The organism is Paenibacillus sp. FSL L8-0641 (assembly GCF_038006265.1).
Taxonomy (GTDB): Bacteria; Bacillota; Bacilli; order Paenibacillales; family Paenibacillaceae; genus Paenibacillus; species Paenibacillus polymyxa_D.
Genome location: NZ_JBBOUW010000001.1, coordinates 1,957,612 through 1,971,593, shown reverse-complemented (window position 1 = coordinate 1,971,593; position 13,982 = coordinate 1,957,612). Strand labels below are relative to the sequence as shown.

The window sequence follows — 13,982 nt, the reverse complement described above, 5'->3', positions numbered from 1 at the left end:
TGGGGAATGAACGCTATTTAACTCGAGCTAGCGCCAATCCATCGTAAGCTGGCAAAAGCGTGCTGACCAGCCGCGGATCTGTTGCTATCGTTTCGTTAAAACGTCTCACGGCCTGAACGGCAGGGCCGTTCTTATCCGTATTCAGCGTCCGTCCGCGAAGGAAACAGTTGTCTCCCGCAATAATGGCACCTGGATTCGCCAGAGCAATCGCATATTCCAGATATACTGGGTAATTTTCCTTATCTGCATCAATGAAGAAAAAATCGAAAGTTCTTCCCTCTTCCTGAAGTTCTTTCAAGCTGTCCGCTGCGGGTCCAATACGATATTCGACACGGTCACCGTATCCATTGTTTTCCATATGTCGATGTGCCAGCGCTGCGTACGCTTCTTTCAGCTCCAGTGACACAATACGGCCCTTTTCTCCCAGCCCACGGGCCAGACATAATCCACTGTAGCCGCCTAATGCGCCGATTTCCAGTACATGCTGTGCGCCAGATACTTCAATTAGAAAGGTCAACAGTTTTCCATAAGGATGGGCAACGGATACTTCCGGCATACCTTCTTTAACGATAGCCTCCCTAATACTGCGAAGTGCTTCATCCTCTTGTACCAGCTGGTCTACATATTGTTCAGGCGTCATATTGGGTGTAATTTCCACGGTTCATCTCTCCTTATTGCTTAATCATAACGCAGGTAGGACGTGGTGTCCTTCGTAAATTTTTTACCTTAATGATTTGTCTCTTCGAGTACAATGACCTATACTATAGGGATTGAACCAAGCTTACATGATTATGGGGACGGAGTGAATACGTTTAATGACTCAACTGCAACTAATTGCGACTGCGCCAATGGGACTTGAAGCCGTCGTGGCCCGAGAACTCAGAGAACTCGGGTACGAAGATCTAACCGTCGAAAACGGCCGCGTCGTTTTTACCGGAGATTATATGGATATATGCCGGTGTAACCTGTGGCTTCGCACATCAGACCGCGTACTTATTAAAATGGGTGAATTTGCTGCAACAACCTTCGATGAGCTGTTCGAGGGTACCAAAGCATTACCCTGGCAGGATTGGATTCCTGTAGATGGTGAATTCCCCGTCGAGGGACGTTCGCACAAATCACAGCTTAGTAGCGTACCAGCCAGTCAGGGAATCGTCAAGAAGGCGATTGTAGAAAAACTCAAGGAAACCTACCATACAGATTGGTTTGCTGAAGATGGCCCTCGTTACGTCATTGAGGTCATTCTATTGAATGATCGTGCGTTGCTGACGCTTGATACAACCGGTCCAGGACTGCACAAACGCGGCTACCGTAAACTCGTTACAGAGGCGCCCCTCAAAGAAACGATGGCTTCTGCTCTTATTCAGCTTAGTCGCTGGAGCCCGGACCGCCCCTTCTATGACCCATGCTGCGGTTCCGGTACTTTATTGGTCGAAGCTGCCATGCAAGCCTGGAATATTGCGCCAGGACTGAGACGTACCTTTAACTCGGAAGACTGGCCTGTCATTGGCAGAGAATTATGGGATCAGGCTCGCGACGAGGCGATGGATTTGACCCGCGATGACATTCCTTTTGAAATTGCAGGTAGCGATATCGATCCAAATGCCATACAAGTTGCTGAGGCAGCTGTAAAAGCAGCAGGCTTTGCTAAAGACATCCCTCTTAAGGTGATGCCTGTAACTAAAGTCAGACTCGAAGGACAATATGGTGTGATGATTACAAACCCACCTTATGGCGAGAGACTGAGCGAACAATCCGAGGTGGAAAAGCTGATCCGTTCACTCGCACGCACGGCAGCCGAAATGAAGACCTGGTCCTTCTTTGCCATCAGCTCCACCAAGCAATTTGAGCATTATTGGGGCCGTAAAGCAGACAAGCGCCGGAAGTTGTTTAACGGCCGGATTGAATGCCAATACTATCAGTATCTAGGCCCTCTGCCTCCGCGCCGCAAAGATACTTCGCCGTTGCAGCCTTAAATAAGATGAAGCCTAGGCCAGGAAACGAACTCTCCGTTCGTTGTTCTGGCCTGATTTGTGCTGTATTTTCTTTACTTAATCATTGAAATGCGCGAGATGAGCGCTATAATAATTAAAGGCATTTCGGTTTTAACATTACGTTAATATGTAATTTATACTAGCCGAACATTTCTGCCAGAGGGGGTAAAGTGTTGGTTATTCGCACGTCCAGTGCAAGTCGCACTGGTAACACGTTCAGCAGAATGCTGCTGTCTCGATATTTTGGACTAGGTCTGTTTTTTGTGCTTATGATCGGCAAGCTCGTACTGATTCACTATAACTTGCATGCCCAAAATATTGACATGAATCCGCTGGATTATGTCATCGCTATTGGTTCGCTTTTACTTGTGAGCTTCTGGACCTTATGGCTGCCACGTCGCGGACGTTTGATTGCTCTTGTGGTGCTCGATATGTTGCTCACCGCGCTCATTTATTCCGACATGGTTTATTATCGGTATTTCCAGGATTTCATTACGATTCCCGTCTTACTTCAAGCTGGACAAGTTGATTCTCTAGGCGGAAGTATCGCATCCCTTATGTACTGGAGGGACATTCTCTTTTTTGCAGACTGGATTCTATTCATTCCGTATGTCATATTTGTGGCTTCCTTACGACGTCGATTTACCACGAATGATACTTATTTAAAAGCATCCCGAAGCTCCTACACAAAGAGGTTCCTGCTTCGCTTCTCTAAAGGAGCATTGGCCTTCCTGATTGGCTATGTATTAACATTTGGGCCGATCAAATATTATACCTCCACGTGGGCAACTGGCATATTTGTCGGCAACTGGTGGTCGATGGCCTTGTACAATGTAACAGGGTTGATCGGATTTCATGGATATGACATCTACCGCTATGGTCAGGATCACCTTGGTCCTCAGCCTACATTGGCTCAAGCGGAATCCGATAAGGATAAGGAATGGTTTAATCAGCACCAAAAGTTGCTTCAGGTAAAAAATGATCTATCTGGCAAGTATAAGGGCAAAAACGTGATGGTCATTCAAGCTGAAGCGTTCATGAACTTTTTTATCGGCAAACAGATCAACGGTCAAGCGATTACGCCTAACTTTGACAAACTGACGAAGGAAAGCATGTATTTCAACAATTATTTTCACCAGACTGCGCAGGGCCGTACTTCGGACGCGGACTTCTCTACACATGCTTCGCTGCATCCGCTCCCTACAGGCTCAGTATTTATCCGTTATGCGGACCATAAATTCGATACGTTACCTTCCATTTTGAAGGATACTGGATATAGTCCCAATGCGTTTCACGTGTATGACAGCAGCTTCTGGAACCGCTACACTATGTATAAGGCAATGAACTATGACAAGTTCTACAGTAAAAAAGATTTTAAAATTGATGAGCCATTGGGCTGGTCCCTGGGAGACAAATCCTTTTTCCGTCAAACGCTCAATGATCTCACTACCGAAGTTAAGCAGCCGTTCTACGCCTATATGGTCGGTATCTCGAGCCATCATCCGTACAACCTGTCACCTGACGCGGTAGATTTAGACGTTGGCGAGTTTGAAGGTACCATGTTCGGAGACTATCTAAAATCTGTCCATTATGTAGATGAAGCACTAGGCGAATTGGTAGATCAGATGAAGAAAGACGGACTGTGGGATGATACGATCCTGATGTTTTATGGGGATCATGATAATTCTATTAAAGACAAAGCACTGTATGAGAAATTTTTAGGCAAGCCACTTACGGATCTGGACATGCAGAAAATCATGAATCAGGTGCCATTGCTTGTGCATCTTCCTGACGGAAGTCAGGCGGGCACGTATACAGAACCGGCAGGTCAGTTGGATCTGACTCCTTCCGTAATGCACCTGCTTGGGATTTCTACAAAACCATATCATTTTATGGGAAACGATCTGTTTAGCGGGAAGCCTCGTATGGTTGTGCTACGTACTGGTGCTTTCACGGATGGACGAGTGTACTACATTCCATCTGAGGACGGTACATTCTCCAAAGGGACCTGTTACAACCTGAGTACAGGCCAGCCTACAGACGTAAACGCCTGCGGACCGGGATATACCGAAGCTCTCAATCGGTTGAACATATCCGATCAGGTTATCACATACGATCTTATTCGCGAATGGGAACCACAAACAAAGAAGTAACTCCTTCTGTATCTGTATCTAATAGACTTTATGTGGGAGGTTGCTGATACAGCATCTTCCCAAACCCCTTTAACGATGTCGCCGCATAACTACTCTGTATATAACAAAAAAGCACGATCCATCGGCTTGTAAGTGCTGTGGATCGTGCTTTTTTATGGATTGTCACTCGACTGCGCTCGTTGTTACCAGTCACAAATGCTTAGGAACGCAACGTTTTTTTGGCCTGTTCAAGCCGTTGTACCTCTTCACCAAGCATATCCTCCGCAACTTCTACTGAGTCGTCACCAAGGCTATCCTTCGCCTGCTGTATGGCATGTTCAGCATGAGTGCGAGACTGCTCCGCCTGTTCAATCAGTTGCTCAGCTGGATGTGACAATGCCTGAGAGACGGCATTGTGGAGCCTGTCCACCGAGTTTTGTGTTTGAGCCTCAACACTGTGATTGTCGAGATTGGAATCATATTGGGCCATGAGTCACTCCTCCTTCTGGGCAGTGGTCTACATCCATTAGCATGGATCAGAAGAAGGGGAACTATTCAAAAATTGCGAATGCTGCGTACTGGAACTATTTGATAAAGCGCGCAGCCTTCTCCAATACTTCATCCTCCGTGGCCGCACTCACATAACGTCCGTTCACATACACAAACGCCCGTTTCCCACAAGGACCGCAATACGATTTGCAGCCGATTTTGATCTCGGCATCTGGTGCCATCTTTTGCAACTTGGGCAAGATTGTTTTCAAGCGAATATGATTGCATTCATCACATACGCGAATATCGTTGGCCATCTGTCATCCCTCCGAGCTCCGGCTTAGTGGTCGCCGTGATTACCTTGGGAAGGGTTAGTAATGACAAATCCTTCTTCGGGGAAGTACAAGTAATCAATTTTCACACCATCCAGCAGCGGCTGGCCGCTTTCCAAAATTACGTCAATGCCTTTATCTGTAGATACGACAGTATCTGTTTCTTTAGGCGTGTCCAAATCCAGCCCGTAATGAGCATGATCTCCATGAGCATGAGTAATAACAACGCGCAGGCTCTTCCCTTGGTTCTCTTCCTTATCCAGTTCAAGTTTCAATACTTTAGCTGCGTTACGAGTAATTTTGCAGTTCATCAAACTTCATCTCCTTCATATTCATTAAATGAAATGTGGTTTATTGGATAAATCACAATTATGTTTAGCATAGCAAAAGGCAATATTCCTATTGTAAAGAAAATCGTGAAAAATCGCAATCACGAAATTCATAAGCTTATCTACCGAACACGTACATGTTGCTTTTTAAGCACATCTGGATATTTTCGTTCGGCACGGGTCACAAACCAATTCATAAGCAATAACGTCACACCAATATCGTCGATGGGCATAAATGGCATGACATCAGGTAATACCCAATAGAGCAACACAGGCACCGCAAAGAGTAATTTTTCTCCCAGCGGAATCCTTGATGAAGTAATCAGTCGGGGCATACGACGAAATACATGTGACCATTGACGGAGAGATAGTAATCTTTTCCACTTCATAGGTTGTTCACTCCATTTCCAATGCTCCTAAGTATATATACCCCATTGAAGGGACATGTAAAGAGGAACACTTATAAAAAACGTGTTCCTCCTAATACGTGCAAATGATTCAATACGTTTCAGTAGGCCGAATTTTTTACCATGACAGCACTGTTGCCATTAACATGCCCACTTCTGCTGCAATATCATCGTAATCACGCATGGGCAGCGGATTTACGCCTAGACCGACTTCAACGGTAAACCCCGGTTTACCAAATCGCTGTATAAACCAATCCTTGTACCCTGCATCGCTCCCACCCAGCTTTACCGCCCGGTAACCTGTTGCGGCAGCTAGCCGTAAGGCCCAATCTCGGCTCTCCTTAGGCTCTAGATCCCGATAATTCCAATAGATCTCCTGTCCCTGACTGTGTATGGATAACACCATGTCGAACTGTTCGCGCTCCGTTAGATCGGCAAGCGCCTTAGACTCCGGTTCAGACAAAGGTGCAGGCCCTGCATAGTCTCGTCGAGACGGACCTGTTTTACCGCGTCTGCGCACCTCTTCTTCCCAATATGCCGGAAATTGATCGTTGAGGTCGACACCACGAATATTCGCCTTCCAACCGCGATAATCAGCACGTCCTTCATTCCACTTTTTGAGGTCATGATACAACGGATGAGTTGGGAGTATACCTTGTTGCACCAGCTCTACCCCATCCGGGTTGACCATCGGAACCACCCATAAGGATGTATGCTCCAGCAAATCCCGCGGAGAACCTCCATACACCCATTGAGTGGCCCCTACATGTTCTTCAGTCCCACCGATCCCTTGTGCATATTGCTCTATAAAACGCAGCAAACAAGGCGTCGTCAGCCATTCATTAGCATGAACTGAAGCATTGGCGTGAATTTTACGCGTTCCCTGCCCAATACGTACATAAGGAATATCCTTCCCCATGACACTGGTTCCAATGCTGCCAACTTCAATAAACGGATATCTGCGGGCCAAGGCCGCTAGGTCTTCCTTTAAATCTTCATATCCATACTCTCCACGTAATCGTACAATCTGATCCTGATGGTCTTCAGGAATAACAATAGTTTTTCCTTCCATAAAATCATGCTCCGCAAGTCCGGGGTTGGCTAGCCGTAACTCATTAAGCTCCACACCAAACTGCTTGGCAATCTGTCTTGCATACTCACCAGGCTGAATAACGTATTTACGATCCGTAGACGGACGAATATATAACACTTGACCACTAATCAGATAGGGTTGCGTGGCGGCCCACGGATTATCTACGATTAAAGTATCCGCCGATAGTTTAAAAGCCGAGGCGACCCGGTGCAATGTATCTCCTTTTTGAACGATATATTCCCTCATCTTCTACGCCCCTTCCATCTGCCTTACTGCATGTTATGCAAACGCGGCGTGTCTTGATGTAGCGAAAAGCAAAACAGCCGACTTCTTTTGTCCAATGACAAAAAGTCGGCTGTCTCGTTAATCCAAATTGGTGACTTGCCAGACGACAGGCGTTTGGCGAATTTGCTCCCCGAGCCACTGTGCGGCAATGCGCTGGAACAATTCAGGATCGCCGGAACAAAAAAGCTGATGTACCGGGGTTTCGTCCCCAGCTTCCAACTTGTCTTTGTTATACAAAATGGTACTCGTCTCACGCGCCGTTTCATCTGCCGAGCTAATGAGCTTTACTGCAGGCCCCATGACTTCTTGAATCGTTTCCTTCAAAAAAGGATAATGCGTACAACCAAGAATCAGACAATCAATCGGATACGTTTGAATAGGTCTCAATGTCTCCTCCACAACCTGCGATGTCGTCTTAGAGCGAAATAACCCTTGCTCCACCAATGGAACAAGCGCAGGACACGCATGGCTCACCACGTCTACGTAAGGAGACAATTGCTTGAGCGCAGCTGTATACGCTCCGCTTCGAATCGTACCGACAGTCCCAATCACCCCGACATGCCCGGTAGCAGTCGCGCTAATCGCAGCACGAGCCCCGGGGTGAATGACTCCGATCACCGGAATGGATACCTTTTGGCTTATATAGTCCAATGCCGCGGCAGTAGCCGTGTTACAAGCAATAATAATGACTTTCGGATCAAATTGAATCAGAAAGTCAACCATTTGCTCTGTAAATTTTTTAACCTCTTCCGATGGTCGGGGGCCATACGGAGTGCGCGCAGTGTCTCCAAAATAAATGATTTTTTCCCGTGGAAGCTGACGCATGACTTCTTTAACAACCGTCAAACCTCCTACACCGGAATCCAATATTGCAATCGCTTGCTGCACGTACACACCGCTTCCTTTTTTGTTCAAATATGAGTTATTTCATCTCGGAAAGCTATCCGTTGCTACATACCTTATGTCGTATCAGTGTAAAAGGTACCCCAAAAGATTACCCTAAAACGAGGAAGTGATCAATAAAAAGGCTCCATCCCAACGGGAGAAGCCACGAATTCAAACCGTATTCAGTGTTTCACCTATTTTTTACAGACCGTTACAGCGCATCTTTTTCCGTATCTTCTTGAGCAGTCGCTGATGAAATACTAACCTCAGGAATCATTTCACTCTTTTTACGCCATTGCCCAATTTCATGAATGACGGCTGAGGCTGTCTCCTTAATTTTGTCAGTATACTCAATTGAAGTGTCTGAAATTTTCCCCGCTAGCTCCTGTCCCTTATCACTTACGTTGCGCGCCTGATCTGTAATATTCTGACGCAGCTCACGACCTGACTTAGGGGCAAATAATAAAGCAACAACCGAACCAACAATGCTGCCTGCCAACGCGCCTCGGATAAAACTTTTGCAGTTCTCCTTCATCATCATCTCTCCCTTGTGCCCGGGCGAATGCCCATCTGTTAGTGCATTATAAGCATGGGGAGCTTGTCATGATACAGAAAACAAGCCTGAAAAGTTTTACTTTTTTTTAGAGCGGATACGATACAGGCAGCAACGGCCCCCATCTGCCAAACAATCCTCACGAACAACTTCGGCATCAAGTAGCTCCTCAAACATTTGCTGCTCGCATTCACAAGCCTTGCGGTAACGGCCTGCAATTTGAGAGATAGGACAATTGTATTCCACAATAGAGTAGCTACCATCCTCTTCCTCGCGCCACTCTGCCATATATCCGGAAGCATTCTGGATGCCCGAAAGCTTTTCCACACGTAAAGCCAGTGTAGTCTCCCCCTCTATATGAGGGGCGTAACGCTTCATCATTTTACGTTTTCTACCATCAAACAGCGAGTAAACAGCTTCCATTCCCTGTTCTTCATCGAGTTCCTCTAACAGTTCCAGTAACAAATGATCATAATTACGTGGAAACTGCTCGCTTCCCTGCTCGCTCAGGCTGTACAAAAATGTCGGGCGTCCCATCGCCTGTCTCACGATCGTAGCCACGATCAGACCATCCTGCTCCATCAATTTGAGATGCCTACGCACTCCCATTTCGGTAATGCCTAATTGAGCTGCCAAGCTTCCGACGCCCACAGGTCCCTGGGTTTTCAATAGTGTCATGATCATGCGCCTAGTGGGCATTTCGGGTACAATATACTTATCCGTCACTTTTGCCTTTACACTCCCTCGGGCTGGGGACCCAATTCCTTATTTAAATAATCATGCACGTTAGATGCAAAAAGCTCCAGCAACCCAGGCAGCTTTGTTGTAAGCGGGTGAAGGCTTGTCCGGTCCCAATGGAAATACTCCTGCACTAAGGGTTTACGTAAGCCTACCAGCTCTACTAGCGAATGAAATACGGTATCATCCAGTACACCTTCCTCATGAATGATACCGATAATATCCTCATAGCTACTGGCGTCACGCATAATAAATCCGTCGATGATATAGCTTCCTACGTCCGTTACCGTCTCAATGGCCAGATGAAGACAGCGCTCCTGCACTAGCCCCTGCAACAGATCGCCGTTCCAGGAAGCAGAAGTCTGGCGAAGTCCGGCGACAATGTCGGGAACAGCCCCTAGTCGAAGCTCAATTTGTTCCCGGTTGACATAATACAAGGTCCTGCACCTCCAGTACCGCTTTAGATTTCATAATCAACTGCGATAGATACATCCTTCACTTCATTCATGTGTACAATAATTTCCTGGTGCACAGGGTGTACCTGATACGTTTGCAAATCCTCCAGTGTTTCGACAACAGCGGTAAGGGAAATATCATAAGAACGTTCCGAACGAATCACATCCGTACCTACTTCGAGTGACAGCAGCTCTTTGATTTTGCCGTTCATGCTGCGCAATATGGATGCTGTGTGCTCAATGCTTTCGGGGGAGCGGTCTTTCAATTTGAACAAAACAATATGTTTAATCATGCGTATAGGCTCCTTATCTTAAAATGTTCTCTTGAAAATTTTATCATAACGCCCCACATACGGAAAGAAACTTTGTAATTCTAGCGATCTTTTCCACCATTTTCCCCATCAGACTCCTTGTCCTTTAATAGGGCAAAAAAATTCTTGAGCTTCGGTGGGAGCGGTAAACCCATTCGTGAGCAGTTTTCCGTAATAGAGATCAATTCATTGGATAAATAAAAATACGTTGCCGCCCCTTTCATGATTTCGGTACCCATCAGGAGGTCCACATGATGCGCCAAAGAAATTACCATTAGCATTAAAGCCTTTCTCGCCAACCCCCAAAAGCCGGCTTTACTACTTAAACCTTGCCCAGTCTTAATTGCTGCGGCGACTCCAGTCACATAATCGACAGCCATTGCAACCGTGAATAGCACCATTAGCTGATTCCAGCCGCCAAAGGCAAACGTAATAAAGGCTCCTGCGGTAGCACAAATCATACTAAACATACTCGGATTAATATTCATACCTTCCTCCTCTCGGGGCGGTTACTGTAATATATGCAGCGACGTGATAACCCGTAAAGTCATATGACCTGTGCATAGACATGAATTCATAGATTCATATAAACCATGCTGCAAACTTCACATTTTTGAGCAAATACAACAAAAAGACACCTTCCAAACCACTATATAAATGGTTGAAAAGGTGCCTTTTCTTTCATGCTATTCAATTAACGATGATCATTCCAAAAATTAAGCGGAGTCAGGTTATCATTCAACGGCTCGAACGAATAGCCTTCTTTCTGCAAAGCAGCCATGATTTGTGGAAGCACCTTGATCGTAGATGGCTTATCATGCATAAGAACGACTGGTGTTCTGCCTTGCTTTTTCAGTCTCTTAATATCACTCAGGACCGTCTGTACAAAATGCTGTGGATTTTTAGTATAACGCCAATCATTGGAATCGATGTTCCAGTCCCAAATATGATAACCTGCACCCGTCAGTTGATCACGATATGCTTTCTTCAAATACGGTTTGCTGCCATAAGGTGTACGAATCAAAGAAGTGCGTTTCCCTGTGGCCTTAAATAAAATGTCGTTATCCTGATTCATCTCTGCCAATGCTGCTGCCGGGGATGCATAGATCTTTTTCACCTGGTGTGTCATCCCATGTAGGCCCAAACCATGCCCTGCGTCTACCATTCTCTTCATCACTGCGCTATGTTGGCGAATTTCAGGTCCCAGCATGAAGAACGTAGCCTTGGCATTATATTTGTCCAGAATATCCAGCAGCTGCGACGTATGCGCTGTAGGACCATCATCAAAGCTCAAATAAATGGTGCGGCTGTTAGGCTTGGCATTTCCCGTGCTGCCTGTATTGCTAGTTTTGCCTGGCTTGACAGCTGCGTACTGTTTAATTTCTGCCGCGAATGTATTCAAGAACTGAGCATCAGACAAACTAGCATTTGCGTTCTGAATTCGATACAGATTACTTGTTGGAAGTGTAATAGTGAAGCCGAACGCATCTGTCAAAGTGCGAATTGGCACCATTGTACGTCCTTCATGCTCGAACACATCCCCCTTGTTTAAATCCAGCGTAAAGCTGCGATTATGTCCAGTCAGTACCAATGTATTTCCGTTGGCCGAAGTAGAAATCCCCATCTTTTGCCCTAACGTAACGATAGGAACATACAGCTTATCATTTTTCATTACGGGCTGAATTGTATTCGAATCTAGTAACACATCATTGACCCCCAGCAAAGGAGCCTTCGCTTGTGCACTCGCCGTATTCGTATGTATACCTAGCAAACCCAAACAACAGATTGCCATCAAGCATACAGCCATCCATTTTACTTTTAAAAGCTTCATCCATTACACCATCCTGTGCTGTATTTTATAATGTGCGGGAGCTATCTCTAGCTTGTCTATGAAGTTATACAGACATGACGATATAGACATGGCAATATAGACATTCACTCAACATATAGAACATAAACGCATCTCAACCGACTGAACCGGACGTCTTTTGGCCCCCTATATATATTAATAGATTACCAGACTATAGTAGGTAAATATAGTAAAACAATTTGAAAACAATCTCGCAACCCCACTGCCAAAGAAGGTTACAAAGTTGTGAATAAATCTATTGAGTTAGAGGATGGATACAATTAATAAATTGCTTTTTTGGAACTAGAACCTATGAAACAAGTCTTTCATGTATTTTGTACACAGTATTAATGGCTAGAACAGATCACTTGCCCTTTACCCGTTAGGAAACTGTCTGTGTTATCATTTATAATATTTCTCGAACCTGCTCGTGTTTTTTTAAATGAGAGAGAATTCCTAATTGAAAATAATGTGAATCACAAAAAAAACCCCAAGAAGATTTGCAGTGCACCCCTTAGAATAGACATTGGAATAAACCCCTGGTTTATCCGATGAAATCTAAGGGGTGCATTTTTTATGCCGGCGAAAAAGGGAACAAAGTTTAACGAGTATACGTTTGAAACCAAGGTAGAGGCCATACGACTCCATATTGAAGAAGGTTGGACGTATCGTAGACTCATGGAGAAGTTTGGAATCGCAGATCGACATCGATTAAAAGAATGGATGCGCAAATACAAGCAACTCGGTGAATTCGGGCTCATGGACCAGCGAGGACGGCGTAAGGAGTATATCGACCAGGATAGGTATGTACAGAAGCTGAGACGGGAAAATGACATGCTAAAAAAGTGTTTGGAAATCTGGATACAGGAGATGAAGCACACAAATATATAACCATTGAGAAAGCTGCGAAAGACTATCCTATTAGCAAACTGTGTACGCTTTTCAAAGTCTCCAGAAGTGGATATTACGCCTTCTTAAAGCGTAGAGGAGCAGATCGAGATCGGGACGCGAAAGCACTTGTGAAGAAAGTGTATGAGCAGTATAACGGGGTCTACGGCTATCGCCAAATCCAACTATTTTTGCAGCACGATCATGGAGTCTGGATGAACCATAAAAAGGTACTCCGGCTCATGCAGGTCTTGGGAATCCGCTCACAAATTCGCCGGAAACATCGCTGCAACTATGCTTCCTCTACGAAAGGTCGTATGGCGAAAAATCTGCTAAAACAGGATTTCAAGGCGGACAAACCTAATCAAAAATGGGTCACAGATATCACGCAATATCGTGTGGGAGATTGCTGGCTATATCTGTCTGCGATTAAAGACTTGTTCAATAACGAAATTATCGCGTACCAGATGAGCCATAGAAATGATAACGAACTGGTTTTACAGACGTTTCGACAAGCCTTTAAACAGCAAAAAGACGTGACTGGCCTCATCGTTCACAGCGACCAGGGATTCCAGTACACGTCCCATGCGTACCATGACATGCTGCCAAAGGTTGGCGCCCGGATCAGCATGTCTCGCCGAGGCAATTGTTATGATAATGCCTCGATGGAGAGCTTCTTCTCGCATCTCAAAACGGAAGGGCTCTACCCATATGATATCCGAAATATGGACGAGGCACAAAGGAGAATAGAAGAATATATTCGATTTTACAACCAATGTCGCCCACAACGAAAGTTAAATAAGCTGCCTCCGAAAGAGTATCGGAAGCAGCTTATAGCCTAGGGTCTTTTTTCAGTGTCTATAAAATGGGGTATTGACCAGATTTCCCCTTGAGGTCAACAATATTAAAAATCATCGGGATGAGACCAATCAAAATCATCTTCGGAAAGATTATCTCTTGCGTTAAGCATACCCATAAAATATTTAACTGTATCCTCTAATGTTTCTGAGATTGTCTTACCAAACCCAACTCCACTCTCCGCAGAATCATCCTCAAGACTTTTAAGTTGGATATTCGTGAAACCTGCGAAAGTACCATTCGGTCGCTCGTAGACTTTTACCTTAAATTTTCCAAATGGAATCTTATTCAACTCCCAAACTTGAAATTCCGCAACGCATTTCTCAATTCTGGAAATACCTGTAATATTCATAGTTTTCCAATGTTCCAAAATACCACCCACCG

The 13,982-nt window shown here is 45.2% G+C and carries 18 protein-coding genes; 4 read left to right on the top strand and 14 right to left on the bottom strand.

Annotation, left to right across the window (positions count from 1 at the left end; genetic code table 11):
- Positions 1–13 precede the first annotated feature (13 nt).
- Positions 14–658 (bottom strand): O-methyltransferase, encoded by a 645-nt coding sequence (locus tag MKY16_RS08930; RefSeq protein WP_023987995.1) that lies wholly within the window; start codon positions 656–658, stop codon positions 14–16.
- Between the two features lie 157 nt (positions 659–815).
- Here MKY16_RS08930 and MKY16_RS08925 point away from each other — a divergent pair, with 157 nt between their 5' ends.
- Positions 816–1,976, top strand: a complete 1,161-nt coding sequence (locus MKY16_RS08925; protein ID WP_023987994.1) for a THUMP domain-containing class I SAM-dependent RNA methyltransferase — start codon at positions 816–818, stop codon at positions 1,974–1,976.
- A 188-nt stretch (positions 1,977–2,164) separates the two neighbouring features.
- Positions 2,165–4,147 carry an LTA synthase family protein gene (locus tag MKY16_RS08920; RefSeq protein ID WP_340955057.1) on the top strand — a complete coding sequence of 661 codons (1,983 nt, stop codon included), beginning with the start codon at positions 2,165–2,167 and terminating at the stop codon, positions 4,145–4,147.
- A 199-nt stretch (positions 4,148–4,346) separates the two neighbouring features.
- Here the strand turns inward: MKY16_RS08920 and MKY16_RS08915 are convergent, their stop codons facing one another.
- The 12 genes from MKY16_RS08915 to MKY16_RS08860 form a co-directional block, all read right to left on the bottom strand.
- On the bottom strand, positions 4,347–4,616 hold the full coding sequence (locus MKY16_RS08915; protein ID WP_023987992.1) for a hypothetical protein: 270 nt from the start codon (positions 4,614–4,616) through the stop codon (positions 4,347–4,349).
- A 94-nt stretch (positions 4,617–4,710) separates the two neighbouring features.
- Positions 4,711–4,932 (bottom strand): DUF1450 domain-containing protein, encoded by a 222-nt coding sequence (locus MKY16_RS08910; protein ID WP_007429791.1) that lies wholly within the window; start codon positions 4,930–4,932, stop codon positions 4,711–4,713.
- Between the two features lie 23 nt (positions 4,933–4,955).
- Entirely contained in the window at positions 4,956–5,258 is a 303-nt protein-coding gene (locus tag MKY16_RS08905; protein ID WP_013370462.1) for a heme biosynthesis protein HemY, read from the bottom strand.
- 140 nt (positions 5,259–5,398) lie between these two features.
- Positions 5,399–5,665, bottom strand: coding sequence for a hypothetical protein (locus MKY16_RS08900; RefSeq protein WP_340955055.1), 267 nt, complete (start codon positions 5,663–5,665; stop codon positions 5,399–5,401).
- Positions 5,666–5,801: 136 nt separating this feature from the next.
- Positions 5,802–7,022 (bottom strand): M14 family metallopeptidase, encoded by a 1,221-nt coding sequence (locus MKY16_RS08895; RefSeq protein ID WP_039269978.1) that lies wholly within the window; start codon positions 7,020–7,022, stop codon positions 5,802–5,804.
- A gap of 117 nt (positions 7,023–7,139) precedes the next feature.
- Positions 7,140–7,949: a glutamate racemase gene (gene racE, locus MKY16_RS08890; protein ID WP_069011068.1), complete on the bottom strand. Its 810-nt coding sequence runs from the start codon at positions 7,947–7,949 to the stop codon at positions 7,140–7,142.
- A gap of 208 nt (positions 7,950–8,157) precedes the next feature.
- The gene (locus MKY16_RS08885; RefSeq protein ID WP_340955054.1) at positions 8,158–8,481 is read right to left on the bottom strand and encodes a YtxH domain-containing protein; all 324 of its coding nucleotides are present in this window, start codon (positions 8,479–8,481) and stop codon (positions 8,158–8,160) included.
- Between the two features lie 96 nt (positions 8,482–8,577).
- Complete coding sequence (locus tag MKY16_RS08880; RefSeq protein ID WP_340955053.1) at positions 8,578–9,225, bottom strand: helix-turn-helix transcriptional regulator; 648 nt, start codon at positions 9,223–9,225, stop codon at positions 8,578–8,580.
- Between the two features lie 8 nt (positions 9,226–9,233).
- Positions 9,234–9,674: a DUF86 domain-containing protein gene (locus MKY16_RS08875; protein WP_069011066.1), complete on the bottom strand. Its 441-nt coding sequence runs from the start codon at positions 9,672–9,674 to the stop codon at positions 9,234–9,236.
- Between the two features lie 23 nt (positions 9,675–9,697).
- Positions 9,698–9,985 (bottom strand): Dabb family protein, encoded by a 288-nt coding sequence (locus tag MKY16_RS08870; protein WP_013309679.1) that lies wholly within the window; start codon positions 9,983–9,985, stop codon positions 9,698–9,700.
- An 80-nt stretch (positions 9,986–10,065) separates the two neighbouring features.
- Positions 10,066–10,491 carry a phage holin family protein gene (locus MKY16_RS08865; protein ID WP_165147826.1) on the bottom strand — a complete coding sequence of 142 codons (426 nt, stop codon included), beginning with the start codon at positions 10,489–10,491 and terminating at the stop codon, positions 10,066–10,068.
- Positions 10,492–10,697: 206 nt separating this feature from the next.
- Positions 10,698–11,834, bottom strand: coding sequence for a polysaccharide deacetylase (locus tag MKY16_RS08860; RefSeq protein WP_340955051.1), 1,137 nt, complete (start codon positions 11,832–11,834; stop codon positions 10,698–10,700).
- A gap of 594 nt (positions 11,835–12,428) precedes the next feature.
- Here MKY16_RS08860 and MKY16_RS08855 point away from each other — a divergent pair.
- Positions 12,429–12,743, top strand: coding sequence for a helix-turn-helix domain-containing protein (locus MKY16_RS08855; RefSeq protein WP_025722639.1), 315 nt, complete (start codon positions 12,429–12,431; stop codon positions 12,741–12,743).
- Positions 12,698–13,582: an IS3 family transposase gene (locus MKY16_RS08850; RefSeq protein WP_340843720.1), complete on the top strand. Its 885-nt coding sequence runs from the start codon at positions 12,698–12,700 to the stop codon at positions 13,580–13,582. Before MKY16_RS08855 ends, MKY16_RS08850 begins: the two co-directional genes overlap by 46 nt.
- 62 nt (positions 13,583–13,644) lie before the next feature.
- Here MKY16_RS08850 and MKY16_RS08845 read toward each other — a convergent pair whose 3' ends face one another.
- Complete coding sequence (locus tag MKY16_RS08845) at positions 13,645–13,968, bottom strand: hypothetical protein (protein WP_069292099.1); 324 nt, start codon at positions 13,966–13,968, stop codon at positions 13,645–13,647.
- Positions 13,969–13,982: the final 14 nt, after the last annotated feature.

Bases quoted from the DNA above. Each gene is read 5' to 3' on its own strand.
- MKY16_RS08925 (WP_023987994.1), top strand. From the start codon at position 816: ATGACTCAACTGCAACTAATTGCGACTGCGCCAATGGGACTTGAAGCC.
- MKY16_RS08915 (WP_023987992.1), bottom strand. From the start codon at position 4,616: ATGGCCCAATATGATTCCAATCTCGACAATCACAGTGTTGAGGCTCAA.
- MKY16_RS08910 (WP_007429791.1), bottom strand. From the start codon at position 4,932: ATGGCCAACGATATTCGCGTATGTGATGAATGCAATCATATTCGCTTG.
- MKY16_RS08905 (WP_013370462.1), bottom strand. From the start codon at position 5,258: ATGAACTGCAAAATTACTCGTAACGCAGCTAAAGTATTGAAACTTGAA.
- MKY16_RS08900 (WP_340955055.1), bottom strand. From the start codon at position 5,665: ATGAAGTGGAAAAGATTACTATCTCTCCGTCAATGGTCACATGTATTT.
- MKY16_RS08895 (WP_039269978.1), bottom strand. From the start codon at position 7,022: ATGAGGGAATATATCGTTCAAAAAGGAGATACATTGCACCGGGTCGCC.
- MKY16_RS08885 (WP_340955054.1), bottom strand. From the start codon at position 8,481: ATGAAGGAGAACTGCAAAAGTTTTATCCGAGGCGCGTTGGCAGGCAGC.
- MKY16_RS08870 (WP_013309679.1), bottom strand. From the start codon at position 9,985: ATGATTAAACATATTGTTTTGTTCAAATTGAAAGACCGCTCCCCCGAA.
- MKY16_RS08865 (WP_165147826.1), bottom strand. From the start codon at position 10,491: ATGAATATTAATCCGAGTATGTTTAGTATGATTTGTGCTACCGCAGGA.
- MKY16_RS08860 (WP_340955051.1), bottom strand. From the start codon at position 11,834: ATGAAGCTTTTAAAAGTAAAATGGATGGCTGTATGCTTGATGGCAATC.
- MKY16_RS08855 (WP_025722639.1), top strand. From the start codon at position 12,429: ATGCCGGCGAAAAAGGGAACAAAGTTTAACGAGTATACGTTTGAAACC.